We start from the raw sequence: 26040 nt of genomic DNA on the forward strand, positions 1-26040 counted from the left end.
GTTAATCGGTTGAGGTAACGCGGGTGGAGTGTCGGACGATAGGGGCCTAGGGCAAACACCCCGCCCTTCGGGCAGGCGACCTCGCCCACCCCCACCGCCGACTCCGAGAGACGTAGCGTGCTCATACGACTTCTGCGGACCTATCTCAGGCCCTACAGGAAACCCATCTCCATCCTGGTGCTGCTGCAGTTCCTGCAGACCTGCGCCACTCTCTACCTGCCCACGCTCAACGCGCACATCATCGACAACGGCGTCGTGAAGGGTGACACGGATTACATCCTGTCCTTCGGCGCCCTGATGATCGGCATCTCGCTCGCTCAGGTGGTGTGCAACGTCGGTGCCGTCTACTACGGCGCCAGGACCGCGTCCGCGCTCGGCCGGGACGTGCGTGCCGCCGTCTTCGACCGGGTGCAGTCCTTCTCCGCACGTGAGGTGGGTCACTTCGGGGCGCCCTCGCTCATCACCCGTACGACCAACGACGTACAGCAGGTCCAGATGCTGGTCCTGATGGCGTTCACCCTGATGGCGTCGGCGCCCATCATGTGTGTCGGCGGCATCGTGCTCGCCCTCGGCCTGGACGTTCCGCTGTCCGGGGTGCTGGTCGCCGTCGTACCCGTGCTGGGGATCAGCGTGACGCTGATCGTGCGGCGGCTGCGGCCGCTGTTCCGGGCCATGCAGGTGCGGCTCGACACCGTGAACCGGGTGCTGCGCGAGCAGATCACCGGCAACCGGGTGATCCGCGCGTTCGTCCGCGACGAGTACGAGCAGGGCCGGTTCGGGAAGTCCAACGCCGACCTGACCGAGATGCAGCTGGCCACCGGCAACATGCTGGCGCTGATGTTCCCGATCGTCATGACGACGGTGAACGTGTCGTCGATCGCGGTGGTGTGGTTCGGCGCCCACCGCATCGACAGCGGCCAGATGGCCATCGGCGACCTGACCGCCTTCCTCGCCTACCTCATGCAGATCGTGATGTCCGTGATGATGGCCACCTTCATGTTCATGATGGTGCCGCGCGCGGAGGTCTGCGCCGAGCGCATCGAGGAGGTCCTGGACACCGAGTCCAGCGTCGTCCCGCCGCTCGCGCCGGTCACCGAGCTGCGCCGGCACGGCCACCTGGAGATCAGGGCCGCCGGGTTCCGCTATCCGGGGGCCGAGGAGCCGGTGCTCAAGGCCGTCGACCTGGTCGCCCGGCCCGGCGAGGTGACCGCCGTGATCGGCTCCACCGGCAGCGGCAAGTCCACCCTGCTCGGGCTGGTCGCGCGGCTCTTCGACGCCACCGACGGCGAGGTCCTCGTGGACGGCGAGGACGTCTCGGGCCTCGACCCGAAGCTGCTCGCGCAGACGGTCGGCATGGTCCCGCAGAAGCCGTACCTGTTCGCGGGCACCGTGGCGACCAACCTCCGCTACGGCAACCCGGACGCCACCGACGAGGAGCTGTGGCACGCGCTGGGGGTGGCGCAGGCCAAGGGCTTCGTGGAGAAGCTGGAGGGCGGGCTGAACGCGCCCATCGCCCAGGGCGGTACGAACGTCTCCGGCGGCCAGCGGCAGCGCCTCGCCATCGCCCGCACGCTCGTGCAGCGCCCGGAGATCTACCTCTTCGACGACTCCTTCTCCGCCCTCGACTACGCGACCGACGCCGCCCTGCGCGCCGCGCTCGCCCGGGAGACGGCCGAGGCGACCGTCGTCATCGTCGCCCAGCGGGTGGCGACCATCAGGGACGCCGACCGGATCGTCGTCCTCGACGAGGGCCGTGTCGTCGGCACCGGCCGCCACCACGAGCTCATGGCCGGCAACGAGACCTACCGGGAGATCGTGCTCTCCCAGCTGACGGAAGCGGAGGCCGCCTGATGGCCGGGCCCATGGGACGCATGATGGCCGGGGGCGGCCCCGACCAGCGGTCGATGGACTTCAAGAACTCGGGCAAACGGCTCCTCGCCCGGTTCAAACCCGAACAGCTCACGATCTACCTGCTGCTGTTCTGCGTGGTCGCGAGCGTCACCCTCAACGTGATCGGCCCCAAGATCCTCGGCCGGGCCACCGACCTGGTCTTCGCCGGCGTCATCGGCAAGCAGATGCCCGCCGGCTCCACCAAGGAGCAGGTCCTGGCGGGCATGCACGAGCGCGGCCAGGACACGGTCGCCGACATGCTCAGGAGCACCGACTTCACCCCCGGCAAGGGCATCGACTTCGGCCAGGTCGGCGACGTCCTGCTGTTCGCGCTCTGCACGTACCTCGTCGCCGGCCTGCTGATGGCGGTGGCGACCCGGCTCGTCAACCGGTCCGTCAACCGCACGATGTACCGGCTCCGCGAGGACGTCCAGGCGAAGCTGTCCCGGCTGCCGCTCTCCTACTTCGACAAGCGGCAGCGCGGCGAGGTGCTCTCCCGCGCCACCAACGACATCGACAACATCGGCCAGACGCTCCAGCAGTCGATGGGCCAGCTCATCAACTCGCTGCTCACCATCATCGGCGTGCTCGCGGTGATGTTCTGGGTCTCCTGGCTCCTGGCCCTGGTGGCCCTGGTCACCGTGCCGCTGTCCTTCCTGGTCGCCACCCGCATCGGCAAGCGCTCGCAGCCGCACTTCGTGCAGCAGTGGCGCTCCACCGGCAAGCTGAACGCCCACGTCGAGGAGATGTACACCGGGCACACCCTGGTGAAGGTGTTCGGCCGGCAGGAGGAGTCGGCGCAGCAGTTCGCCGAGCAGAACGACGCGCTGTACGAGGCCGGGTTCAAGGCGCAGTTCAACAGCGGTGTGATGCAGCCGCTGATGATGTTCGTGTCGAACCTGAACTACGTGCTGGTCGCGGTGGTGGGCGGCCTGCGGGTCGCGTCCGGCGCCCTGTCCATCGGTGACGTGCAGGCCTTCATCCAGTACTCCCGGCAGTTCTCGATGCCGCTGACCCAGGTCGCCTCCATGGCCAACCTGGTGCAGTCCGGTGTCGCCTCCGCCGAGCGGATCTTCGAACTCCTCGACGCGGAGGAGCAGGAGGCGGACCCGGTCCCGGGCGAGCGGCCTGCCGAACTGCGCGGGCGGGTGGCCCTGGAGCACGTCTCCTTCCGGTACGACCCGGAGAAGCCGCTCATCGAGGACCTCTCCCTCACGGTGGAACCGGGCCACACGGTCGCGATCGTCGGCCCGACCGGCGCGGGCAAGACGACACTCGTGAACCTCCTCATGCGGTTCTACGACGTGTCCGGCGGCCGGATCACCCTCGACGGCGTCGACATCAGTCACATGTCCCGGGACGAACTCCGCTCCGGGATCGGCATGGTGCTCCAGGACACCTGGCTGTTCGGCGGCTCCATCGCGGACAACATCGCGTACGGCGCCTCGCGGGAGGTCACCCGCGGCGAGATCGAGGAGGCGGCGCGGGCGGCCCACGCGGACCGGTTCGTGCGCACCCTCCCCGACGGCTACGACACCGTCATCGACGACGAGGGCACGGGCGTCAGCGCCGGTGAGAAGCAGCTCATCACCATCGCGCGCGCCTTCCTGTCCGACCCGACGATCCTCGTCCTCGACGAGGCGACGTCGTCGGTCGACACCCGTACGGAAGTCCTGATCCAGAAGGCGATGGCCAAACTGGCGGACGGCCGGACGTCGTTCGTGATCGCCCACCGGCTGTCGACGATCCGGGACGCGGACACCATCCTGGTGATGGAGAACGGCTCGATCGTCGAACAGGGCGCGCACGCCGAGCTGCTGGCGGCGGACGGGGCGTACGCCCGGCTGTACAAGGCGCAGTTCGCGCAGGCGGTGGCGGAGGTGGACTGAGCGGGTGCGGCACGGGTGGGGACGCTTACCGGCGCTTGCACCCGTGCCGCCCTGCGGCACGACTGCCCGCAGCTATGTAGGACACGGTGGGGCAGCGCCCCGTAAGGGGCGCGGGGAACTGCGCGGCCAGCCCCCGCGCGCCCGCACCCGGCGTCAGTCCAGATAGCCCCTCAGCTGGTCCGCGAAGGCGTGATCCCGCAGCTTGTTCAGAGTCTTCGACTCGATCTGCCGGATCCGCTCCCGCGTCACACCGAAAATCCGCCCTATCTCCTCCAGTGTCCGAGGGCGGCCGTCGGCCAGGCCGTACCGGAGTTGGACGACCTTGCGCTCCCGCTCCCCGAGCGTCGACAGGACCGCCTCCAGGTGCTCCCGCAGCAGCAGGAACGCCGCCGACTCCACCGGGCTCGCCGCGTCGCCGTCCTCGATGAGGTCGCCGAGGGCGACGTCGTCCTCCTCGCCCACCGGGGCGTGCAGGGACACCGGTTCCTGCGCCAGCCGCAGCACCTCGCCCACCCGCTCCGGCGCCAGGTCCAGGTGCGCGGCGACCTCGTCCGGCGTCGGCTCGTAGCCCCGCTCCTGGAGCATCCGGCGCTGGACGCGGACGACGCGGTTGATCAGCTCCACCACGTGCACCGGGACGCGGATGGTGCGGGCCTGGTCGGCCAGGGCGCGGGACATGGCCTGGCGGATCCACCAGGTCGCGTACGTCGAGAACTTGTAGCCGCGGGCGTAGTCGAACTTCTCGACGGCCCGGATCAGGCCGAGGTTGCCCTCCTGCACCAGGTCGAGCATGGTCAGGCCGCGGCCGACGTACCGCTTCGCGACCGACACCACCAGCCGCAGGTTCGCCTCGATGAGACGGCGCTTGGCCATGCGGCCCATGACGACGAGCCGGTCGAGGTCCAGTGCCAGTTCGCTGTCCAGGTCGGGGGTGCTGCCCAGCTTCTCCTCGGCGAACAGGCCGGCCTCGACGCGGCGGGCGAGTTCGACCTCCTCGGCGGCGGTGAGCAGCGGGATGCGGCCGATCTCGCGCAGGTACTGGCGGAACAGGTCCGAGGAGGGACCGCCGGTGTCGGCGCGGGCGGCGGCCCGGGGCTCGGCGGGCTCGGGCTCGGGCTCCGTGTCGGGGGCTTCGGCCGCGAGCTCCTCCGGAGGCGGGCCGTCCGGCTCGGTCTCGGGGTGCAGCGCGGCCCGGCTCTGCGGCGGCACGCCGGCATGGCCGCCGGTATCGGCGTCCGGCTCGTCCGTCAGCGTGCTGCTGCTGTCCGTCTGGGTCAGGGTCTGGGTCTGCACGGGGGCGACCTCCAGGATGATCGCTGCCAGGGGGTGCGGCAGCGGTACTTCGGGGGCGGAGACGACGGCCTCGCCGCTGTCCGTCCCGTACGCGATGAGTGGAACGGCGGGGGTGTGGGACCCGTCCGGGACGGGCCGGCCGCGCTCCGAGGACTCAGGCACCGCCCCCAGTGTGGGGGAAGACACATCGCCGCCACGAGGGGCGTGCGGTGACTTTTTGCGTCCGGCCCGTGACCGCGCGGTTATCCCGACGGCCGGCCGGGGCTCAGAGGGCGGCCGGGCCCTGCTCGCGCAGCGCCTGCCCGTACTGCTGGAGGACCCACAACTCGTTCTGCACGGAGGTGAGTTGGGCGGGGTCGCCGCCGCTGCCGAGGCGGGTGAGGGTGATCTGGATCTCGTGGATACGGCGGTCGACGGCCCGGCGGCGGACGGTCACGAGTTGCTCGCCCGCGTAGTTCTCGTCGACCGTGCGGCGCATGATCGCCTCCACGGCGAGCTCCGTGACCATCGCGCGGACCGTGTCGTCGGCGGCGGCCTCGCGGACCCGGACCAGGTACTCCTGCGGATCCTGCACGCCGTACTCGGCGCCGCCCGCCTCCATGATGGTCTGGCGTACGGCCGCGTAGGGCTCGGCGGTGAACTCGTCGATGCCGTACGCGTCGAAGGCCGGGGAGACCAGCTCGGGGCGCTGGAGGGCGAGCTTCAGCAGCTCGCGCTCGGTGGCGAAGACGGCGTTGCGGAGGTTGAGGGCGGGTCCGGAGACGGCGGGGCGGGCGCCGGCCGTGTCGTACGACGGCTGCTGCGGTCCGCGGGCCGGACCGGCCCCCCTGCCACTCCCGCCGCCCTTCTCGCGGGCCCAGCGGGCCAGCTGGGCCACCCGCTTGACCACGAACTGGGTGTCGAGGATGCCGAGCATGCCGGCCAGCTGGACGGCGACCTCGTGCTGCGCGCCGCTGTTCTTGATCCGGGCGACGATCGGCGCCGCCTCGTCGAGGGCGGCCGCGCGGCCTGCCGGGGTGTCCAGGTCGTAGCGGGCGACGATCTGGCGGAGCGCGAACTCGAAGAGCGGGGTGCGGGGTTCGGTCAGGTCGGCGACCGCCTCGTCGCCCTTGGCCAGGCGCAGCTCGCAGGGGTCCATGCCGTCGGGGGCGATGGCGATGTACGTCTCGGCGGCGAACTTCTGGTCGTCCTCGAAGGCGCGCAGGGCCGCCTTCTGGCCGGCCGCGTCGCCGTCGAAGGTGAAGATCACCCGGGCCGAGCCGTTGTCCATCAGCAGGCGCCGCAGGATCTTGATGTGCTCGCCGCCGAAGGCCGTGCCGCAGGTGGCGATGGCCGTCGTCACGCCGGCCAGGTGGCAGGCCATGACGTCGGTGTAGCCCTCGACGACGACCGCGCGGCTGGCCTTCGCGATGTGCTGCTTGGCGAGGTCGATGCCGTACAGGACCTGGGACTTCTTGTAGATCGCGGTCTCGGGCGTGTTGAGGTACTTGGGCCCGTTGTCTGCCTCGTAGAGCTTGCGGGCGCCGAAGCCGACGACCTCGCCGCCGATGTCCCGGATGGGCCACATCAGGCGGCCGCGGAAGCGGTCGATGGGCCCGCGCCGCCCCTCCTGCGACAGTCCGGACGTCAGCAGCTCCTTGTCGGTGAAGCCCTGGCCGCGCAGGTAGCGGGTGAGGTGGTCCCAGCCCTGCGGGCTGTAGCCGACGCCGAAGTGGACGGCGGCGGCCTGGTCGAAGCCGCGCTCGGCGAGGAAGACCCGGCCGGTCTCGGCCTCGGGGCTGGTGGCGAGCTGCTCCGCGTACCAGACCGCGGCGATCTTGTGCGCCTCCACCAGCCGGATCCGCTCACCGCGCTGGTGGGACGGGTTGTACCCGCCCTCCTCGTAGCGCAGGGTGATGCCGGCCCGGGCGGCCAGCCGCTCGACCGCCTCCGAGAAGGAGAGGTGGTCGACCTTCATCACGAAGGTGAGGGTGTCGCCGCCCTCCTGGCAGCCGAAGCAGTGGAAGAGTCCCTTGCTCGGGCTGACCTGGAAGGACGGCGACTTCTCGTCGTGGAACGGGCACAGGCCCTTCAGGTTCCCGCCGCCCGCGTTGCGCAGCTGGAGGTACTCGGACACGACGGCGTCGATCGGGACCGCGTCCCGTACCGCCTTCACATCCTCGTCATTGATCCGTCCAGCCACGGGTGAATTCTACGGGGGTGCGGTGACAACTCCGGCGAGCCGGAGCGCCCCTTCAGGGGCGCGGGGAACCGGCGCGACCAGCCCCCGCGCACCCGCGCCCGCGAGACGGCAGAACCCGGCGGCCTCCTAGGCGAGCGATTCCAACGGCACATGGGGGTCGGCCAGAGCGTCGAGATCCACCGGCACCGCGGAGCGGATCAGCCGCTGGATCGGCTCTGTGACATCCCACACGTTCACGTTCATCCCGGCCAGCACCCGCCCCTCCTTCACCCAGAACGCGATGAACTCCCGCTTCCCGGCGTCACCCCGGATCACGACCTGGTCGTACGACCCCGCAGGCGCCCACCCGCTGTACTCCATGCCCAGGTCGTACTGGTCGGTGAAGAAGTACGGCACCCGGTCGTACACGGCGTCCTGCCCGAGCATCGACCGCGCCGCCGCCGGGCCGCCGTTCAGCGCGTTGGCCCAGTGCTCCACGCGCAGCCTCGTGCCGAACAGGGCGTGCGGGAAGGCGGCCACGTCGCCGGCCGCGTAGATGTCCGGGTCGGAGGTCCGCAGCCGCTCGTCGACGACGATGCCCCCGCCGTGCGCCCGGTCGGCCAGATCGAGGCCGGCCGCCTCGGCCAGCCCGACCCGCGGCGCCGCGCCGATCGCCGCGAGGACGTCGTGCGCCGGGTGCTCCTCGCCGTCGTCGGTGCGCGCGGCGAGCACCATGCCGTCCTGGCCGACGATCTCGGTGAGCCGCACCCCGAAGCGGAACCGGACCCCGTGCTCCTCGTGCAGCCGGGCGAAGACGCTGCCCAGTTCGGGTCCGAGGACGCTGTGCAGCGGGGTCTGTCCGTGCTCGATGACGGTGACCTCGGCGCCGTAGGTCCGGGCCGCCGCCGCGACCTCCAGGCCGATCCAGCCGGCGCCCGCGATGACGAGGTGCCCGTTGTCCCGGCCGAGGGCGGCGAGGACGCCCTTGAGGCGCTCGGCGTGCGCGAGGCGGCGCAGGTGGTGGACGCCGGCCAGGTCGGTGCCGGGGATGTCGAGGCGGCGGGGCTCCGCTCCGGTGGCGAGCAGCAGCTTGTCGTAGCGGACCAGCGTGCCGTCGTCGCCGAACCGGACGGTCTTCGCGGCGCGGTCGATGCGGTCCACGGTCTGGCCGAGGTGCAGTTCGATGTCGTGCTGGGCGTACCAGGCGGGCTCGTGCACGAAGACGCTGTCGCGTTCGGCCTTGCCGAGCAGGTATCCCTTGGAGAGCGGCGGCCGCTCGTACGGGTGGTCGCGTTCGTCGCAGATCAGTATCACCCGGCCGCTGAAGCCCTCGGCTCGGAGCGTCTCGGCCGCCTTCGCACCGGCGAGTCCGCCTCCGACGATGACGAAAGTCTGGTCCGCGTCGACCACTTGATGCCTCCTCGTAAGGGTGCCGCCACATATGCCGCCCACATGCGCCGCACTGTGAGCCTCCCGCACGCAGCGTGATGCGGGAAGAGGGAGTGACCCCCGCTGACGCGATCTTGCCCCGATCAGTCCACAGGGAGTCGCAGGGAGTCACGAAGTGTTCACATACGTCCCGTCAGTCGCGCGTGCAGCGACCGCGCGGAGGCGTCGGTGAGCGACGCGATCTGATCGACGATCACCCGCTTGCGGGCGTGGTCGTCGCCGGCCGCCTCGAACAGCGCCCGGAACTGCGGGTCGAGTCCGTCGGGCGCGCGGGCGGTGAGCGCCTCGGCGAGTTCGGCGACGACGACCCGCTGGTCGGCGCGGAGCCGCTCCTGCTCGGCACGCTGCATGACGTACCGGTGGGCGATGGCCTTGAGCACCGCGCACTCCATCCGGGCCTCGCGCGGTACGACGAGTTCCGCGCCGTACCGGGTGAGCCGGCCGCCGCCGTACGCCTCGCGGGTGGCGCCCTCCGCGGCCAGGCAGAACCGGCCGATGAGCTGGCTGGTGGCGTCCTTGAGGCGGGCCTGGGCGACCGCGGTGCCGTCGTAGCCGTGCGGCCACCACTCCTCGTCCTGGAGCCGGTCGAGGGCGGCGGCGAGTTCGGCGGGGTCGGTGCCTGCGGGCACGTACAGGCCGACGGCGACGGCGAACACCGCCTGCCGTTCCGGCTCCGCGTGCAGGCAGTTGGGGTCGATGTGACCGGCGTGCAGGCCGTCCTCGACGTCGTGCACGGAGTACGCGACGTCGTCCGACCAGTCCATGACCTGGGCCTCGAAGCAGGTGCGGGTGCCGGGGGCCTCCTTGCGGACCCAGTCGAAGACCGGCCGGTCGTCCTCGTACACCCCGAACTTGGGCGAGTCCGGGGCGGTGGGGTGCGCGCCGCGCGGCCACGGGTACTTGGTGGCCGCGTCCAGGGCGGCGCGGGTGAGGTTGAGGCCGACGGAGCCCTCGGGGGTGAACCGCTTGGGCTCGATGCGGGTGAGGAGCCGCAGGGACTGGGCGTTGCCCTCGAAGCCGCCGCAGTCGTCCGCGAACTCGTTCAGCGCGTGTTCGCCGTTGTGGCCGAAGGGCGGGTGGCCGAGGTCGTGGGAGAGGCAGGCGGCCTCGACGAGGTCGGGGTCGCAGCCGAGGGCGGCGCCCAGCTCGCGGCCGACCTGTGCGCATTCGAGGGAGTGGGTGAGGCGGGTGCGGGGGCTGGCGTCCCACGCCTGGGCGGAGGTGCCGGGGGTGACGACCTGGGTCTTGCCGGCGAGCCTTCTCAGGGCGGCGGAGTGCAGGATGCGGGCGCGGTCACGCTGGAAGGCGGTGCGGCCGGGGCGCTTGTCGGGTTCGGGGGCCCAGCGGTCGGCTGACGCCGGGTCGTAGGCCGAAGTGGCTGCGGGTGCGGGGACTGCCATGGTTCGACAGTACGGGTTGGTGGTGACAAAACGGGGGTTGTGGGGTGCCTACTCGGCTGCCGGGTCGGGGTGCGTCTGCGGCTGCGGGTGCGTGGGAGCTTGTCGCGCAGTTCCCCGCGCCCCTTTCAGGCCGGCCCAGTGGACCCGCCTTCTTGGGGGCGCGGGGAACTGCGCGATCAACCACAACCCGCCCGCAGCCGCAAACGCACCCCTAGGCGGCCACGGTCACCGGCGTTCCCAGTGCCTGCTCGTACCGGTGGAGGACCAGCTCGGCCATCGCGTCGTGGGCTCCGAGCGGGGCCGACGCGAGCCACGGGGCGTGGGCCGCGCACTCGGTGGCGAAGCGGCCGGGGGCCGTGAAGTAGGAGGCGAGGGCGATGTGACGTCGGCCCCGCGCCCGCAGGGCGGTGATCGCCTCCGGGACCGTCGGGGTCGCCGCCGACGCGTAGGCGGGGACGACCGGGACGCCCAGGCGGGCGGCGAGGAGGGCGGCCATGCGGCTGGTGTCGACCCTGGCGTCGGGGTCGCGGGAGCCGGCCGCCGCCAGGACCACGGCGCTCGCGGGGCGGGGCCGCCAGCCCGCCTCCAGCAGGCGGGCGTGCAGGACGTCGGCCAGGAGGGGGTGCGGGCCCAGCGGGGCGGCGACGCGCGTCCGGGCGTCGGCGGCGGCCGCCGTCTCCGGGATGTCCCGCTTGACGTGGTGGCCGCGGCCGAGGAGGAGCGGGACGAGGACGGCCTCGGCGTCCCCGAGGGTGGCGAGGGTGTCGGGGAGCAGCGGCGCGTTCAGTTCGATGTGACCGAGGTGCACGGGCACGCCGGGGCGGAGTGCGCGTACCCGGTCCACGAGTGCCCGCACGGTGCTGAGCGCGCGCGGGTCGCGGCTGCCGTGGGCCACCAGGACCAGGGCGGGCGGGCCGGGGCGCGGGGAGAGGTCGGTCACCGTCATGCGAGGATCCTCGCCGGGCGAGGTTGCCTGCCCGTTGCCTGACCGTCACGGGTCTTTTCGGGCACTTCACGGTGGGGACCCGCACGCTGTGAGCGAACCGGAGCGTCCCGTGCTGCGTCCTCCAAGGTCGAAGCCCACAGGGGGGAACAAGCGTATGAAGATCCGCCGACCGCGACTGCCGCGGACCCGCACCGGCCGGCGGCGCCTGGTGCAGGGCGTGATGGCCGCGTGCGTGCTGGCGCTGCTGCCCGCCACCTGGCTGTACGTCTCGACGGCCGGCCGGCTGCGCACCGTGGCGGACGTGCCGCGCGCCGACGTCGCGGTCGTCTTCGGCGCGGGCCTGTGGGACGGCGAGCCCTCGCCGTACCTCGCCAACCGCCTGAACGCGGCGGCCACGCTGTACAAGGAGGGGCGCATCAAGGTCGTCCTCGTCACCGGCGACAACAGCCGCAAGGACTACGACGAGCCGGACGCCATGCGCACGTACCTGACCGCGCACGGCGTCCCCGGAAAACGCATCGTCAGCGACTACGCCGGCTTCGACACCTGGGACTCCTGCGTCCGCGCGAAGAAGATCTTCGGCGTGGACCGGGCCGTGCTGATCAGCCAGGGCTTCCACATCCGGCGGGCGGTGGCGCTGTGCGAGGCGGCGGGCGTGACGTCGTACGGGGTCGGGGTGGACGCCAAGCACGACGTGACCTGGTACTACGGCGGGACCCGGGAGGTCTTCGCGGCGGGGAAGGCGGCCCTGGACGCGGTCTTCGAGCCGAACCCCCGGTTCCTGGGCAAGAAGGAACCAGGGGTGACCAGGGCCTTGGCAGACAGCGCCCCGTAAGGGGCGCGGGGAACTGCGCGACCGGCCAAGACGGCGCCGCAGACGGCAGACGGCAGACGGCAGATCGCGGCACTTCCGGCGGAACGCTCAGAAGCGCCGCGCCGTCGTCCTCACCGGGTGACCGTCAACGGGCCCGCCGTGCGTTCCCCGGCGAGCCGCAGCACCGGCCGTTCCCGGGACGGGACGGCCCGGCCGAGGTGTTCGAGGCCGCCGTCGGGGGTCCAGCGGCCGAGGTCGCGGGTACGGAACATGGCGCGGCCCTCGCCGAGGAACGGGTCGAGGGCGTACCGCTCGGCGTTCAGGGCGTCGTCGCCGAGGTAGCCGGCCGAGACGCAGTCGCCGCCCGCCCACACCTCGCCGGCCTCGCCCATGGGCAGCGGGCGGCGGTCGGCGCCGAGGACGTACACCGTGCTGTTGGGGGTGGGGCGGCCGGTGGCCGGCCGCCCGGCGACCGGCGCGTGGCGGCCCATGGTGGTGACGACGGTCGCCTCGGCCGACCCCCGGCAGTGGAAGAGGGCGGCCCGGCTCGACCAGCGGTCGGCGAGCGGGCGCGGGCAGGGTCCCCCGGCGACGGCGACCGTGCGGACGCGCGGGCAGCCGTCGGGGTCGATGCCGGACAGCAGGGCCGGGGTGGTGATCAGGACGGTCGCGGTGCGGGCCGCGGCGTCGGTGTCCTTGCCGCCGATGGCCAGGGTGGCGCCGTGGGTGAGGCAGCCGAGGATCTCCCAGGCGGCCAGGTCGGAGGCGATGCCGAGGAGTTGGGCGACCCGGTCGCCGGGGCGGATGCCGAGCCCGCCGGGTTCGGTGAGCAGCAGGTTGGCGATGTTGCGGTGGGTGAGCTTCACGCCGTGGCGGCGGCCGGTGGTGCCGGGGACGAAGAGGACGCAGCAGCCGTCGTCGGGGTGCGGCGGCAGCAGCGGCACGGGGCCGGGATCGTGGGGCGCGGGGTCGTCGAGGGCGATCAGCCGGTGGCCGCCGGGGAGGGGGACGCGCGGGGCGTGCTCCTTCTGGGTGAGGATCACCCGGGTGCCGGCGGTGCGGATGACGTGGGCGAGCTGGGCCGGGGGTGTGCGGCCGATGTCCTGGGGGACGTAGGCGGCGCCCGCCTTGAGGACGGCGAACAGGCCGACCAGCATCGGGATGGAGCGGCGGGCGAACAGGCCGACGTGGTCGCCGGGCCGGACGCCCTCGCGGACCAGGCGGGCGGCGAGGGCACCGGCGTAGCGGTCGAGTTCGCCGTAGGTGAGGGTCGCGCCGTGGTGTTCGGCGGCGACGGCGTGGGGGTGGACGATCGCATGCCGCTCGATGGCACGGTGGACGAGCGGTTCGTGGACGGGTACGTCGGCGCCGCGGCCGTACTGCCAGAAGAGGTGCTGGTCGCGGGGGGTGAGGTGGCGCAGAGGCATGGCTCGGGGACCTCCTGGCTGGCTCTTTCGAGTGGGGGGAGGCCGAGTCCGGGAGCGGCGGGGGCCCGGTCAGGGCGGTGTGTCGGGCGGGGTGGCGATCGGCGTACGGGGTCCGGCGGGGTTCTACGGGGTCCTGCGGTCCTCCGGGGCGGCGGTGGCAGACGACCGACTGTAGTCGTGCCCCGTGACGTCTCAAACGGGGCGGGACCGGCCAACGGGGGTGGGGAACGAGCCACCCGCGGGGCCCCGTGCCACCGCGGCCGCGGCGGACCGGCCGTCGGGGGCGAAGACGGGCCGACGTGGGCGGACGTGGGCCGACATGGGCGAACGCGGGCCGGCACGGGCCGGGACGGGGTCCTGGCCCGGCCCGGCGTGGGGCTCGTACCGGTCCGGTTCCGGCGCGAAGCGGCCCCGTACGGGCCCGTCGCCGGGGGCGCCGGTCCGGTATCGGTTCTCACGATGGCTGGGATGCGGCTGGGAGTTGGCCGTTTCGGCCGCGCAACAGGGTTCCGTCACGGGACGTAACACACCGGCAGCACGCTGGGCGACGTGGAGAACGCCTCGACGCCCACCCGCGCCCGTACCGCGCCCCGCGGTGCGGGACGGTCCTGTCGCCCCTGCCCACCGGGGGGCGTCGAGGCCTCCGGCCCGTACGGCGGGCCGTGAGCCGGCGAGACCCCGCACCGCACCGCCCCCGAGCCCGAGCCGCCCGCCTCTGTCCGTCAGCGGTGGGCCAGCCAGTCGCCGCCGTCGATGCGCCGGCCGTCGGCGCGCAGTTTCCCGGCCACGACGGGCCCGGCGACGTACACCCAGGCCCGGACCGCCGCCCCGTCCCGCAGCCGTACGACCTCCCGCGCGACGCGTACGTACAGGCTCGCCGGGTCCTGGGGCACGCACTCCTCCAACTCGTCGAGTTCCAGCAGGAGTCGGTCGTACGACTCGGGGCGCGCGGTGACGAGTTCGCCGCGCACCGTGGCCGGGCCGGGCTCCTCGACGGCGTAGGGATAGCCGGGCCCGTCGTAGAGCAGCGCGCCGTCGAGGCGGCCGGGCTCCTCGGTCTCCGTCCGCCCCCGCAGGAACGCGTCGTGGTTGACCTCGCCGGGGCGGAGCGTGCCGTAGACGAAGAACGGGAGGTGGCGGGGGTTCCGGGTGGTCACAGGAAGGATTCTGCACCCCCTCCGTCTCCACACACATCTCCATGGAGGCGCTATGGACATGACTTGTCATGCCCTCTTAAATCTCTGTCGTCATCAGCGCCACCCCCACGCCTTCGAGGCGCATCCCCAAGGAGACCGATGAGCCGGACACGGAACACCCGAGCCTCCCGTCTCGCCACGGCCGGCGTCGCCGCCACCACCGCGGCCCTGCTGGCCGCCGCGCTCTCCCCCGCCGCCCACGCCGACGCCAGACCGACCCGGGCCACCGCGATCGCGAACGCGGCGCAGGCGCTCGTGCGGCACGCCGCCGCCCTGGGCCTCACGGCCACCGAGGGCACCTCGGTCCGTGACGTGATCGTGGACAAGAACGGTACCCAGCACGTCCGTTACGACCGCACCTATCGCGAACTCCCCGTCCTCGGCGGCGACTTCGTCGTCCACCTCAAGGCGGACGGCACGTACCGCAGCGCCGACCGGGCGACCCGGAGCCGGATATCCCTGGCGTCGATCGCCCCGGACGTCTCCGCCCCGAAGGCCGCCGACCTCGCGGTCAACGCGCTGCGGGCGGCGAACCTCGGCCACGCGCTGAAGCAGGTGCAGGCCAGGCCGCAGCTGGTCGTCGACGCCCTGCACGGCACCCCGAAGCTGGCCTGGCGCACCAACGCCGTCGGCAAGGACTCGCTCGGCAACCCGGTCGCCCGCACCGTGCTGACGGACGCCCGCACCGGCGCCCAGATCGACGCCTGGGACAGCATCGAGACGGCGACCGGCGACGGCAAGTCGCTGTACGGCGGCACGGTCCCGCTGGAGACGACGCAGTCCGGATCGACGTACAACCTCACGGACCCGACACGCGGCAACACGTACACGGGTGACGCGGCGAACAAGACCGACCTGTGCATCTTCGGCATCTGCATCAGCCGGGCGCCGTCGACGGTGTTCACGGACGCCGACAACCACTGGGGCACGGGCGCCACTTCCGACCGCTCCTCGGCGGCGGTCGACGCCCAGTACGGCACCAACGAGACCTGGGACTACTACAAGAACGTCCACGGCCGCAACGGCATCGCGGGCGACGGCAAGGGCTCGTACAACCGCGTCCACTACGGCAACAGCTACAACAACGCCTTCTGGGACGACAGTTGCTTCTGCATGACGTACGGCGACGGTGACGGGACGACCTTCGGCCCGCTGGTGGCCCTCGACGTGGCCGGCCACGAGATGACGCACGGGGTCACCTCCAAGACGGCAGCGCTGACCTACTCCGGCGAGTCCGGCGGCCTGAACGAGGCGACCTCCGACATCCTCGGCACGCTGGTGGAGTGGTACGCGAACAACCCCTCGGACCCCGGCGACTACCTGATCGGCGAGAAGATCGTCCGCTCCGGCTTCGGCAAGGCGGCGCTGCGGTTCATGGACCAGCCGTCGAAGGACGGGAGTTCGGCGGACTACTGGAGTTCGTCGGTGGGGAACCTGGACGTCCACTACTCCTCCGGCGTCGCCAACCACTTCGCGTACCTGCTGGCGGAGGGCAGCGGCGCGAAGACCATCAACGGCGTGAGCTACAACTCCCCGACATACAACGGCTCGACGGTCACCGGCATCGGCCGCGACAAGCTGGGCGCGATCTGGTACCGCGCGCTGACGGTCTACATGACGTCCTCGACGAACTACGCGGGCGCCCGCACGGCGACCCTCAACGCGGCGAAGGACCTGTACGGCAACGGCAGCACGGAGTACAACGCGGTGGCCGCGGCCTGGAGCGCCGTGAACGTGAACTGACCGGCGAGACGGCCGCATGAGGACGGCCGCCCCGGCGAACGAACCGGGGCGGCCGTCGCATACACCCCAGACAAAGGAGAACGGCGCAATTCAAGGGAACCCGGAAACCCGGAGACCTGGAAAACCCGTAAACCCGGAAACCGGAAATCCGGGAATGCCGAGCACTTCCTGAGTGGATCCCATGGCGATGATGTGCAGTTTCGGTGACGGTATACGGAATTCCCGAACTCCTTTGTCCGGACGGCCACTTGCGGCAATTCCCGGAGTGGACTAACTAGATAAATCATGAACTTGTTCAGCCGCCCCCACACGTCCCGGCGCACCCCCACGGTCCCCCCACGCCCGACGGCGGCGCCGGCCTCCCCCACCTCGGCCCCCGTCCTGCTCGACCCCGCCCTCGCCGCCCTCACCGGCGAGTGGGTCATCGACCCGGCCCACAGCAGAATCGGTTTCTCGGTCCGGCACGCGATGGTGACGACGGTCCGCGGGGCCTTCACCGAATACAAGAGCCGCCTCTACTTCGACGGCCGCGACCCGTCCCGCTCCCAGGCGGAGATCATCCTGTCCACGGCGAGCGTCGACACGGGCGTGGAACAGCGTGACGCCCATCTGGCGGGACGCGACTTCCTCGACTCCGCGACCTATCCGCGGATACGTTTCCAGAGCACGGCGGTACGCCTGAAAGCGCCGGACGTCTACGTCATGACCGGCGACCTGGCCATCAGGGAAACGACGCGCCCGGTGGACCTGGAACTCACCTACATAGGCAACGTCACGGACCCCTTCGGCTACCAGCGCGTGGGCTTCGACGGCACCACCACCATCAACCGCATGGACTGGGGGCTGGCGTACAACTCCCGCCTGGCGGAGGGCGGGGCGATGGTGAGCGAGACGGTGCGGCTGCAGTTCGACATCGCGGCGATCCGGACGGCACCGGAGGGCCTGCGGGCTGTGCCATAGCCGGGGCTGTGCCATAGCCGGGGCTATGGCATAGCCGGGGGGATGCCGTAGCGGTGGGTACGCCGTAGCGGCAGGTACGCCGTAACTGCGGGTACGCCGTAACTGCGGGGAGACGGCCGGGGTGTCCGGCTCACGGGCCTCCGGCGGCCGCGGGCTGTCCGGGTCATGGCCCGGCCGCGCAGCGCCCGCCGTCAGCCGAGGGCGTCGAGCAGCTCGCGCTCGCGCCGTGCGCTGAGGCCTGCGCGCCTCTCCCGGTCCAGCCCCTGCTCGCGTTCCCAGCGCAGGGTGTCGGCCAGCATCCGGGCCGGGGGCCGGTGCCGCAGCCCCGCGGCGCGCGCCGCGGACCCGTCCCGGGCCGACCACCCTTCCCAGCCCGGCTCGACCAGCCACATCGCCAGCGATTCGGGGCCCATGTACTGGGCCACGCCGTTGGCGAGCAGCCACGCCGGGTCGGCGGCGACCACCGGACCGGTGTGCCCGCCGGCGGCGCGCGACAGCTCGATCCACTCCCCGAACGGAACGACCGGGCCGACGGCGTCGTACGTGCCGGTGGTTCCCGTCTCCGCGGAGTCGAGCAGCCAGGCGGCGAGGTCCCGCACGTCGACCACCTGGGTGGGCACGGCCGGCGTGTCGGGGACCAGCATCGGCCCTCGCGGATCGCGCGCGGCGCGGGCGACCCAGTAGCCGGAGCGCCCGCTGTGGTCGCCGGGCCCGCCGATGAGCCCGGCCCGTGCGGTCAGGAGGCGGTCGCCCACCGCGGCCGCCGACGCCTGCTCGCAGGCGGCCTTCGCCTCGCCGTACGACTCGGAGTCGACCTCGCTGCGGTCGGTCGGGGCGAGCAGGGCCGCGGACTCGTCCGCCCCCGGCGTGGCGTGGGAGGCGTAGGCGCTGCCGGACGAGACGTACACCCAGTGCCCGGCCTTGCCGCCCAGCGCGTCGAGCGCGCCGCGGACGAGGCCCGGCTGCCAGGAGACCTCGACGACCGCGTCCCACGCGCGGTCGAGCAGGGGTTCGTACGCCGACGGGTCGCGCCGGTCGGCGGCGACCAGCGTCGCCCCGTCCGCGACCCCGCCGCTCTCGCCACGCGCGAGGCAGGTCACCCGATGGCCGCGTTCGACCGCCTGCCGCGACAGCTCCCGACCCACCCATGCCGTTCCGCCCAGAACCAGGATCTCCATACCGACACACAAGCACCGGGATCACCGCCCGGCCAGGCGGATTCGCTGACAGCAGAGGGCCGGCCGCCGGTTCGGCCCCACCCCTCGGGCGATGGCGCCGACCCGCGGAGGCGTCCGGCCACCCGGTCACGAAGTCGCCCTGGAGTACCGGACCGCCGCGTTCCCGACCGCCCCGTGCGGGGGTCACCCGTTCACTCCCCCCGGCACCCACCATTCGTGTGCTCTTCATACTGATGCCTGTGCAACCCCTTTGACCTGCCGGAATCCGCCCTCACCTGCCTCCTCTTCCCTCCGCCGTGACACCCGTTCATCCCAAAACTGACGGCGCCTCAGGGGGCGCGGCCGGGCGCTTGGCTTTTACCTCGGTAGAGCAAGGGAGTGGACGACCTCGACCGAGGGAGCACCATGCGACGCACCGCCCGTCTGGTGACCGGGACCGCGCTGGCCGTGGCCACGGCCGGACTCGCCGTCGCGCCGGCGTACGGCGGCGTCACCGGCAGCCTCGACGTGTACCCGTCGACCGCGGCGGCCGGCGGTCAGGTCACGGTGAACACGGCGGCCTGCGGCGCGAAGGGAACGGCGCTCGGGGACGCCAGTTCGGTCGGCGCCGGCACGTTCACCCTTGCGCCGAGCACGCACGAGGGCGAGGCGATCGGGCAGTTCCAGGTGCCGCCGAGCGCGCAACCGGGGACGTACGAGATCGTCGCGAAGTGCGCCGAGGGGAACCGGCAGGTGACCGGGGACCTGGTGGTGGCACTGGCGCCGGCCGCGGGGCAGCAGGTGCAGCCCCACGGCAGTGTGAAGACGGGGGTCGGTGGCGCCTTCGGCTCCGACCCCGTGCAGACCGCGGCGGGCGTGACGGCTCTGGCCGTCGCCGCCGCGGGCGGTACCTGGCTCCTGCATCGCCGGGCGAGAGGCGATGTGATCTGACGGACACCCTCCGCTGTCCGTCGCCGGTACCGCACATCCCACCCCCTCCGGGTCCGACGCCCCTCGCGGCCCGGAGGGGGAGGGGGTCACGTTCGTCAGAGGCTCTCACCGCCGCGGGCGTCCCACCCCCTCGTCAGAAGTTCTCACCCGAGGGAGAGGGGTTCGCATGCGCAGGATCGGGGACACCGCGATAGCCGCCGTGACCGTCGTCGCCCTCGGCTCCGGCGTGTGGCTGCTCGGCCCCGGCAGCGGACCGCACGACGCGCCGCCCCAGCCGTCCGCCGCCGAGGGCCGCCCCGATCCCGGCGAGGAACGCCTCGAAGCCCCCGCGCTGCCGCCCTCCCCGCCCACCCGCATCCGCATCCCCGCCATCCACGTGAACGCCCCCCTCATGGGCCTCGCCCTCACCGCCTCGGGCAGCCTCGACGTCCCGCCCGCCGGGCAGAAGAACCTCGCCGGCTGGTACGAGGCCGGCACCACCCCCGGCGAGACCGGCACCGCGATCGTCGCCGGACATGTCGACAACACCGAGGGCCCCGCCGTCTTCTACGACCTCGGCGCCCTCAGGCGCGGCACGGCCATCGAGGTGGACCGGCAGGACAGGAGCGTCGCCGTGTTCAGCGTCGACGCGGTGGAGGTCTACCAGGCCCGCGACTTCCCCGACGAGAAGGTGTACGGCGCGGCGAAGCGCCCCGAACTCCGGGTCATCACCTGCGGCGGCGGCTACTCGCGCACGACCGGCTACCAGGGGAACGTCGTCGTCTTCGCCCATCTGACCGGCAGCCGCTGACCGGTCGCGGTCCGGCAGCCGCTGACCGGTCGCGGGCCGGTGGCCGCGCTCCAAGCGCGATGTACACAACCGCTCCGCCGCGTAACCGGCCCCGGCGCGGGGCACGGCGGGGCGTTCCCGTGTTCCCCCACCTCACAGTGCCCGCCACGCCTCCCCGTGGACCCCTCACACCCACCCCCCGCCTCCGAAGAGGGCAGCGTTCCTCCCGGGAAACAGCGGTGATGCGGCCGGGTAACGTCGGCCCCGCAGGCTCCTGGACATGACCTCGAATACGTGTGTGGCGGTGCTCGGCGCAGGCCACGCGGGCGGCCCGGCCGGCCGCGGCGGCGCCCCCGAGGTCACCCCCCGCGCCGCGTCCGCCGCCCGGCCCGGCGCCCGGGTGCTGCCGCAGGGCATGCCCTCCGAGTGCGGTCGCCGCCTGCTCCCCCTGCTCCCCCTGTGCCACGTGCTCCACCCGCTCACCGACGACGGAGGCTCCTGATGACCACCGCCCCCGAGGCCACCCCCACGATCGTGCTCGTCGGCCACGGCATGGTCGGTCAGCGCTTCCTGGAGGCGCTCGCCGAGCGCGGCCTGACCGCCACGCACCGCGTGATCGTGCTGTGCGAGGAGCCGCGCCCCGCCTACGACCGCGTCGCCCTCACCTCGTACTTCTCGGGCCGGACCGCCGACGAACTCTCCATGACGGACATGGAGTTCATCGCCGCGCACGGCATCGAGCTGCACGTCGGCGACCCGGCGGAGACGATCGACCGCGCGGCGCGGACCGTGACGGCGCGGTCCGGCACGGCATTCGGGTACGACACGCTCGTACTCGCCACCGGCTCCTACCCGTTCGTGCCTCCGGTCCCCCACAAGGACGCCACCGGCTGCTTCGTCTACCGCACGATCGAGGACCTGCTCGCGATCGAGGAGTACGCGAAGTCGGGCGCGACCGTGGGCGCGGTGGTCGGCGGCGGGCTGCTGGGACTTGAGGCGGCCGGTGCGCTGAAGGGGCTCGGACTCACCTCCCACATCGTGGAGTTCGCACCGAGGCTGATGCCGGTGCAGGTGGACGAGGGGGGCGGCGCGGCCCTGCTGCGCACCATCGAGGAGATGGGCCTGACGGTGCACACGGGCGTCGGCACGCAGGAGATCGTGGTCGACTCCGCGGGCGCCGTGACGGGCATGAAGCTGTCCGACGGTTCCGAACTGGCCACCGACATGGTGGTGTTCAGCGCCGGGGTCCGGCCGCGGGACCAGCTCGCCCGCGACTGCGGTCTGGCGGTCGGCGAGCGCGGCGGCATCACGGTCGACGAGCAGTGCCGTACCGTCTCGGACCCGCACGTGTTCGCGATCGGCGAGTGCGCGCTGGCGGCGGACGGCAGGGTGTACGGGCTGGTGGCGCCGGGTTACGAGCAGGCCGAGACGGCCGCGGCGACGATCGCCTCCGACGAGGCCGCCTTCACCGGCGCGGACCTGTCCACCAAGCTGAAGCTGCTCGGCGTGGACGTGGCCTCCTTCGGGGACGCGCACGGCACCACCGAGGACTGCCTGAATGTCGTCTACTCCGACGCCCGTTCGGGCCTGTACAAGAAGCTGGTCATCGGCCGGGACGGCACGCTGCTCGGCGGCATCCTGGTCGGCGACGCGGACGCGTACGGCACGCTGAAGGCCTTCACCGGTTCGGTCCCGCCGGTCGCCCCGGAGTCGCTGGTGCTGCCGGCCGACGCGAGCGGCGGCGCCCAGCTCGGCCCGTCCGCGCTCCCCGACGAGGCGGTGATCTGCTCCTGCCACAACGTCAGCAAGGGCACGATCCGCGGCGCGGTGACCGAGCACTCCTGCACCACCGTGCCGGAGGTGAAGAAGTGCACCAGGGCCGGTACCGGCTGCGGCAGTTGCGTGAAGGTGCTCGGGCAACTGGTCACGGCGGAGCTGGAGGCGTCCGGGGTCGAGGTCGACAAGGGCCTGTGCGGCTGCTTCGCGCAGACCCGCGAGGAGCTGTACGAGATCGTCCTCGCGCTGCGCGTCACCACGTACCGGGACCTGCTCGACCGGTACGGCCGGGAGGACGCCCGGGGCGGCGACGGCTGCGAGGTCTGCAAGCCGGCGGTGGCGTCGGTCATCGCGTCCCTCGCCCCGACGATCGGCGCGAGCGGTTACGTCCTGGACGGCGAACAGGCGGCGCTCCAGGACAGCAACGACCACTTCCTCGCCAACCTCCAGAAGAACGGCTCGTACTCGGTCGTGCCGCGCATCCCCGGCGGCGAGATCACCCCGGAGGGCCTGATCACGATCGGCGAGATCGCCCGCGACTTCGGCCTCTACACGAAGATCACCGGGGGTCAGCGGATCGACATGTTCGGTGCCCGGGTCGAGCAGCTCCCGCTGATCTGGACGCGGTTGGTGGACGCCGGCTTCGAGTCGGGCCACGCCTACGGAAAGGCCCTGCGGACCGTCAAGTCCTGCGTGGGGTCGACCTGGTGCCGGTACGGCGTCCAGGACTCGGTCCGGATGGCGATCGACCTGGAGCTGCGCTACCGGGGGCTCAGGTCGCCGCACAAGCTGAAGTCGGCGGTGTCGGGCTGCGCCCGCGAGTGCGCGGAGGCCCAGTCGAAGGACTTCGGCGTCATCGCCACCGCGGCCGGCTGGAACCTCTACGTCGGCGGTAACGGCGGCGCCACCCCGCGCCACGCGGACCTGCTCGCCCAGGACCTCACCGACGCCGGGCTGGTCCGCCTGATCGACCGTTTCCTGATGTTCTACATCCGCACGGCCGACCGCCTGGAGCGCACGTCGACCTGGCTGGAGCGGATCCCGGGCGGCCTGGACCACGTGCGTGACGTGGTGGTCGAGGACTCGCTGGGCATCTGCGCGGAGCTGGAGTCCCTGATGGCGGCGCACGTCGCCAACTACGCCGACGAGTGGGCGACCACCATCGACAACCCGGAGAAGCTCGCCCGGTTCGTCTCGTTCGTCAACGCCCCCGACACCCCCGACCCGGTCGTCGGCTTCGTGCCCGAACGCGGCCAGGTGAAGCCCGACCTGCCGCTGCTGTCCATCGGCCTGCGCCGCGCGGACGGCACGGCCACCGTTCTGGAAGGAAGCCCGCAGCGATGACCCTGGCCCCCGAGACCACCGACCTCAAGGTCCAACTCCGGCTGGACGACGGCTGGTTCACGGTCTGCGACCTGAGCCTGCTCACCCCCGGCCGGGGCGTGGCCGTACTCCTCCCGGACGGCCGGCAGGCCGCCGTCTTCCGCGACCGCGCCGGCCGTCTGCACGCCATCGACAACCGCGACCCGTTCGGCGGCGCGGCGGTCCTCTCCCGCGGCCTGACCGGCACCCACCGGGGCCGCCCGTTCGTGGCCTCCCCGCTCCTCAAGCAGCGCTTCGACCTGGAGACCGGCGCGTGCCTGGACGACGAGACGGTACGGGTGACGGCGTACCGGGTGCGGACCGCGTAGGTCCGTCCACACCCGCTCACGGCCCCGCGGCCCCGTCCTGCGGACCCGGGACACGGGACGACACCGGACGCGGCCGTGCGCCGTACACCGTGCTCCACGCGCCACGTGCCGTGCGCCACGCGCCGTGCGCCACGCGTAGGGTGCCGGAATGATCGGCATTCCGGAGGCACTGGTACGGGGCACGATCGACCGCGAGGGGGACAGCGGGGCGGCGTGGATCGCCGGACTCCCGGCGACGGTCGAGGACTTGCTGCGGCGCTGGGACTGCGTACCCGACGGCGAGGTGACGCACGGCGGGGTGGGCGTGATCGTCCCGGTCCGCCTGCGGTCCTCCGCGCGCCCCTGCGTGGTCAAGGTGTCCTTCCCCCACCCCGGCAACGTCCACGAGCCGGACGCGTTCGAGGCGTGGGCCGGCCGTGGCGCGGTCCGCCTGCACCGCCGCGACGACGCCCGCTTCGCCCTCCTCCTGGAACGGGCCCACGTGTCGACGCTGGCGGCGCTGGAGTCCGACGACGAGACGGTGATGACGGTCGCGGGCCGCCTCAGCCACCGCCTGGCCGTCCCGGCGCCGCCGAAGCTGCCGCGGCTCCGGGACCGCGCGGACACATGGGCGGCGGAGCTGCGCGAGAACGCCGCAAGCCTGCCGCACGCCCTGCCGGCCCGCGCGCTGGACGCGGCCGTCGCCACCACCCGCGAACTGGGCCGGACCCAGCCGGACACCCTCGTCCACGGCGACCTGCACGCACGCAACATCCTGCGGGCGGACCGGGAACCGTGGCTGGCGGTCGACCCGAAGGGCTACGCGGGAGACCCGGCGTACGACGGCGGCACCCTCCTCAAGTCCCGCGCCCTGAGCCTCATGCGGTCCGACGACCTCCCGAAGACCGCCCACCGCCTCCTCGACGTGTTCGCCGACGCCGCCGAACTCGACCGCGAACGGGTCCGCCGCTGGGCCCAGTTGCACGCCGTCCAGGCGGCGTTCTGGGGCCGGCTGCACGGCTTCCGCATCGCCCGCAGCGGGCCCCGTCTCGACCTCGTCACCCGGTTCGCGGACCGGCTGGCGGAGTCCCTGGTGGTCTAGGTCACCGCCGCCCGCCGAACTCCCAGTCCCGCACCTCGACGTCCGCGTACCGCACCGGTGCCAGCACCGCCAGGGCCTCGTCCGGGTCCGGGGCCCGGACCAGTGCCGCCGTGCCGATCCAGGTGGTGCCGTCGTCGGACAGCAGCGGGCCGAAGGCGATCAGGTCGTCGTGACCGGTGCCGGGCGGCAGGCCGCCGGGCCCGCTGACGGCGCGGTCGCCGCCGTCACCGCCGCCGGTGTCGGTGTCGGCGTCGGCGTCGGCGTGCAGCGGGCCAAGGCCGAGCACCAGGTAGCGGTTGCCGCCGGTGCGGCCGCCGGGGAACTCCCACATGGTGCGCCCCAGCAGGTTGCGCCACCGCCGCAGCAGCACGTCCCGGTACACGCCGGCCTGGTAGTTGGGCTCGTCGAAGGCGAAGGCCCGGGCGGCGGCGGGGCCGGGCAGGTCCACGACGTGCACACTGCCGGTCGGCACCTCACCACCGGCCTCGAACGTCGGCCCCCGGGCGATCAGTTCGGCCGCGTAGCGGTCCATGTAGCCCCAGTGGTCCTCCACCAGCTCCGCCCGCAACGCCACGGAGCCGGCCCGGTCACGGTGGTAACAGAAGAACTCCATGCCGCGGAGCCTTCCGCAGGACGGCCCGGCCCCTCAACACGGTTTCCCCGGCCACGGTCCGCGGCGGCCGCAGGGAGGCGGACGCGTCAGCCCCCCACGACCCCGCGCAGGAGCAAGTCGATGAGCCGGGCGGCCAGTTCGCGCTGCCCCTCGTTCGCCGCCATCAGGCTGATCCCGCCGAGCGCCATCAGCACGTCGCGCGCGTCGACCCCCGGCCGCACCGCCGACGCGCTCTCCCCCGCATCCAGCAGGTGGGCGATCGCATCGACCAGCAGGGTGCGGGTGTGCAGCTTCTCGCTCTCGTCGGTGAGGATCACCCGCAGCGCGTCGGCCATCCCCTGCTTCGCCGCCATGAAGTCGATGAAGCGCTCCATCCACGCCTGCAGCGCCGCCACCGCCGGCAGCTCGGCCGCCAGTTCCTCCGCCGCCTCGCACAGCCGCTGCACCTCGTGCCGGTAGACCGCCTCGATGAGCAACTCCTTCGACGGGAACCGGCGATAGAGCGTGCCGACGCCGACGCCCGCCTGGCGGGCGATGTCCTTGACCGAGGCGCCCGCCCCCGCACGGGCGAACGCCGCTGCCGCCGCCTCCAGCAGCCGGTCCTCGTTGCGCCGCGCATCCGCGCGCAACGGCCTGCGGGACGTCGCCGCACCCTCGTCGATGCCGGTCAACCCAGCCCCCTCCTCGTCGCCACCACTTGCAACCGGAACCGGTTCCGCTTACCGTCGGGAAGCGAGCGAAGCGGAACCAGTTCCGGATACGAGCCTACGACGGCCCCTGCCGCCACGCCACCGCCCGCGCCCACCCCCACACCCACCCCCACATCCACATCCA

21 protein-coding genes are annotated in these 26040 nt (G+C 72.6%); 11 read left to right on the plus strand and 10 right to left on the minus strand.

The genetic code is table 11. The features are described from left to right. Positions 1-117: 117 nt before the first annotated feature. Positions 118-1851 (plus strand): ABC transporter transmembrane domain-containing protein, encoded by a 1734-nt coding sequence (locus ACFZB3_RS13425; RefSeq protein ID WP_391374275.1) that lies wholly within the window; start codon positions 118-120, stop codon positions 1849-1851. Next, positions 1851-3779, plus strand: a complete 1929-nt coding sequence (locus tag ACFZB3_RS13430) for an ABC transporter transmembrane domain-containing protein (protein WP_391374277.1) — start codon at positions 1851-1853, stop codon at positions 3777-3779. Before ACFZB3_RS13425 ends, ACFZB3_RS13430 begins: the two co-directional genes overlap by 1 nt. A 153-nt stretch (positions 3780-3932) precedes the next feature. Here the strand turns inward: ACFZB3_RS13430 and ACFZB3_RS13435 are convergent, their stop codons facing one another. From ACFZB3_RS13435 to ACFZB3_RS13455, 5 genes are all read right to left on the minus strand, one after another. Further along, positions 3933-5234: a sigma-70 family RNA polymerase sigma factor gene (locus ACFZB3_RS13435; protein ID WP_391374280.1), complete on the minus strand. Its 1302-nt coding sequence runs from the start codon at positions 5232-5234 to the stop codon at positions 3933-3935. 103 nt (positions 5235-5337) lie between these two features. Then, complete coding sequence (gene dnaG, locus ACFZB3_RS13440) at positions 5338-7254, minus strand: DNA primase (protein WP_391374283.1); 1917 nt, start codon at positions 7252-7254, stop codon at positions 5338-5340. Positions 7255-7380: 126 nt separating this feature from the next. Next, the gene (locus ACFZB3_RS13445) at positions 7381-8643 is read right to left on the minus strand and encodes an FAD-dependent oxidoreductase (RefSeq protein ID WP_391374285.1); all 1263 of its coding nucleotides are present in this window, start codon (positions 8641-8643) and stop codon (positions 7381-7383) included. Positions 8644-8801: 158 nt separating this feature from the next. Next, the gene (locus tag ACFZB3_RS13450) at positions 8802-10082 is read right to left on the minus strand and encodes a deoxyguanosinetriphosphate triphosphohydrolase (protein ID WP_391374288.1); all 1281 of its coding nucleotides are present in this window, start codon (positions 10080-10082) and stop codon (positions 8802-8804) included. Positions 10083-10293: 211 nt separating this feature from the next. Beyond that, a complete protein-coding gene (locus ACFZB3_RS13455) occupies positions 10294-11028 on the minus strand; it encodes a CbiX/SirB N-terminal domain-containing protein (RefSeq protein WP_391374290.1) in 735 nt (244 codons plus the stop codon). Between the two features lie 154 nt (positions 11029-11182). Here ACFZB3_RS13455 and ACFZB3_RS13460 point away from each other — a divergent pair, with 154 nt between their 5' ends. Next, positions 11183-11863: an ElyC/SanA/YdcF family protein gene (locus ACFZB3_RS13460; protein ID WP_391374292.1), complete on the plus strand. Its 681-nt coding sequence runs from the start codon at positions 11183-11185 to the stop codon at positions 11861-11863. Between the two features lie 110 nt (positions 11864-11973). Here ACFZB3_RS13460 and ACFZB3_RS13465 read toward each other — a convergent pair whose 3' ends face one another. Further along, positions 11974-13269, minus strand: coding sequence for an AMP-binding protein (locus ACFZB3_RS13465; RefSeq protein ID WP_391374295.1), 1296 nt, complete (start codon positions 13267-13269; stop codon positions 11974-11976). Positions 13270-13991: 722 nt separating this feature from the next. Continuing rightward, the gene (locus tag ACFZB3_RS13470; protein WP_391374297.1) at positions 13992-14426 is read right to left on the minus strand and encodes a gamma-glutamylcyclotransferase; all 435 of its coding nucleotides are present in this window, start codon (positions 14424-14426) and stop codon (positions 13992-13994) included. Between the two features lie 138 nt (positions 14427-14564). On the opposite strand from ACFZB3_RS13470, the gene ACFZB3_RS13475 reads away from it, so the two are divergent. Together ACFZB3_RS13475 and ACFZB3_RS13480 are read left to right on the plus strand one after the other, a co-directional pair. Beyond that, a complete protein-coding gene (locus tag ACFZB3_RS13475; protein ID WP_391374300.1) occupies positions 14565-16208 on the plus strand; it encodes a M4 family metallopeptidase in 1644 nt (547 codons plus the stop codon). A 285-nt stretch (positions 16209-16493) separates the two neighbouring features. Next, entirely contained in the window at positions 16494-17168 is a 675-nt protein-coding gene (locus ACFZB3_RS13480; RefSeq protein WP_391374303.1) for a YceI family protein, read from the plus strand. Positions 17169-17359: 191 nt separating this feature from the next. Here the strand turns inward: ACFZB3_RS13480 and ACFZB3_RS13485 are convergent, their stop codons facing one another. Next, a complete protein-coding gene (locus tag ACFZB3_RS13485; RefSeq protein ID WP_391374306.1) occupies positions 17360-18346 on the minus strand; it encodes an NAD-dependent epimerase/dehydratase family protein in 987 nt (328 codons plus the stop codon). Between the two features lie 405 nt (positions 18347-18751). Between ACFZB3_RS13485 and ACFZB3_RS13490 the strand changes: the two genes are divergently transcribed. The 6 genes from ACFZB3_RS13490 to ACFZB3_RS13515 all read left to right on the plus strand — a co-directional run bounded on the left by ACFZB3_RS13490 (position 18752) and on the right by ACFZB3_RS13515 (position 24593). Next, a complete protein-coding gene (locus ACFZB3_RS13490; protein WP_391374309.1) occupies positions 18752-19276 on the plus strand; it encodes a hypothetical protein in 525 nt (174 codons plus the stop codon). Between the two features lie 166 nt (positions 19277-19442). Then, complete coding sequence (locus ACFZB3_RS13495; RefSeq protein WP_391374312.1) at positions 19443-20066, plus strand: class F sortase; 624 nt, start codon at positions 19443-19445, stop codon at positions 20064-20066. A gap of 259 nt (positions 20067-20325) precedes the next feature. Further along, positions 20326-20547, plus strand: a complete 222-nt coding sequence (locus ACFZB3_RS13500; protein ID WP_391374315.1) for a hypothetical protein — start codon at positions 20326-20328, stop codon at positions 20545-20547. Beyond that, a complete protein-coding gene (gene nirB / locus ACFZB3_RS13505; RefSeq protein ID WP_391374318.1) occupies positions 20547-23165 on the plus strand; it encodes a nitrite reductase large subunit NirB in 2619 nt (872 codons plus the stop codon). Before ACFZB3_RS13500 ends, nirB begins: the two co-directional genes overlap by 1 nt. Further along, positions 23162-23512 carry a nitrite reductase small subunit NirD gene (gene nirD, locus ACFZB3_RS13510; protein ID WP_391374321.1) on the plus strand — a complete coding sequence of 117 codons (351 nt, stop codon included), beginning with the start codon at positions 23162-23164 and terminating at the stop codon, positions 23510-23512. The genes nirB and nirD overlap by 4 nt, the downstream gene beginning before the upstream one ends. 148 nt (positions 23513-23660) lie before the next feature. Continuing rightward, complete coding sequence (locus ACFZB3_RS13515) at positions 23661-24593, plus strand: aminoglycoside phosphotransferase family protein (protein WP_391374323.1); 933 nt, start codon at positions 23661-23663, stop codon at positions 24591-24593. 1 nt (position 24594) lies between these two features. On the opposite strand, the gene ACFZB3_RS13520 is transcribed toward ACFZB3_RS13515, so the two are convergent. Together ACFZB3_RS13520 and ACFZB3_RS13525 are read right to left on the minus strand one after the other, a co-directional pair. Next, positions 24595-25206 (minus strand): YciI family protein, encoded by a 612-nt coding sequence (locus ACFZB3_RS13520; RefSeq protein ID WP_391374326.1) that lies wholly within the window; start codon positions 25204-25206, stop codon positions 24595-24597. 86 nt (positions 25207-25292) lie between these two features. After that, positions 25293-25877 (minus strand): TetR family transcriptional regulator, encoded by a 585-nt coding sequence (locus ACFZB3_RS13525; RefSeq protein ID WP_391374328.1) that lies wholly within the window; start codon positions 25875-25877, stop codon positions 25293-25295. Positions 25878-26040: the final 163 nt, after the last annotated feature.

The organism is Streptomyces sp. NPDC008092 (assembly GCF_042957285.1).
Lineage (GTDB): Bacteria > Actinomycetota > Actinomycetes > Streptomycetales > Streptomycetaceae > Streptomyces.

Bases quoted from the DNA above. Each gene is read 5' to 3' on its own strand.
- ACFZB3_RS13430 (WP_391374277.1), top strand. From the start codon at position 1,851: ATGGCCGGGCCCATGGGACGCATGATGGCCGGGGGCGGCCCCGACCAG.
- ACFZB3_RS13450 (WP_391374288.1), bottom strand. From the start codon at position 10,082: ATGGCAGTCCCCGCACCCGCAGCCACTTCGGCCTACGACCCGGCGTCA.
- ACFZB3_RS13455 (WP_391374290.1), bottom strand. From the start codon at position 11,028: ATGACGGTGACCGACCTCTCCCCGCGCCCCGGCCCGCCCGCCCTGGTC.
- ACFZB3_RS13460 (WP_391374292.1), top strand. From the start codon at position 11,183: ATGAAGATCCGCCGACCGCGACTGCCGCGGACCCGCACCGGCCGGCGG.
- ACFZB3_RS13465 (WP_391374295.1), bottom strand. From the start codon at position 13,269: ATGCCTCTGCGCCACCTCACCCCCCGCGACCAGCACCTCTTCTGGCAG.
- ACFZB3_RS13475 (WP_391374300.1), top strand. From the start codon at position 14,565: ATGAGCCGGACACGGAACACCCGAGCCTCCCGTCTCGCCACGGCCGGC.
- ACFZB3_RS13480 (WP_391374303.1), top strand. From the start codon at position 16,494: ATGAACTTGTTCAGCCGCCCCCACACGTCCCGGCGCACCCCCACGGTC.
- ACFZB3_RS13485 (WP_391374306.1), bottom strand. From the start codon at position 18,346: ATGGAGATCCTGGTTCTGGGCGGAACGGCATGGGTGGGTCGGGAGCTG.
- ACFZB3_RS13490 (WP_391374309.1), top strand. From the start codon at position 18,752: ATGCGACGCACCGCCCGTCTGGTGACCGGGACCGCGCTGGCCGTGGCC.
- ACFZB3_RS13495 (WP_391374312.1), top strand. From the start codon at position 19,443: ATGCGCAGGATCGGGGACACCGCGATAGCCGCCGTGACCGTCGTCGCC.
- ACFZB3_RS13500 (WP_391374315.1), top strand. From the start codon at position 20,326: ATGACCTCGAATACGTGTGTGGCGGTGCTCGGCGCAGGCCACGCGGGC.
- nirB (WP_391374318.1), top strand. From the start codon at position 20,547: ATGACCACCGCCCCCGAGGCCACCCCCACGATCGTGCTCGTCGGCCAC.
- nirD (WP_391374321.1), top strand. From the start codon at position 23,162: ATGACCCTGGCCCCCGAGACCACCGACCTCAAGGTCCAACTCCGGCTG.
- ACFZB3_RS13515 (WP_391374323.1), top strand. From the start codon at position 23,661: ATGATCGGCATTCCGGAGGCACTGGTACGGGGCACGATCGACCGCGAG.
- ACFZB3_RS13520 (WP_391374326.1), bottom strand. From the start codon at position 25,206: ATGGAGTTCTTCTGTTACCACCGTGACCGGGCCGGCTCCGTGGCGTTG.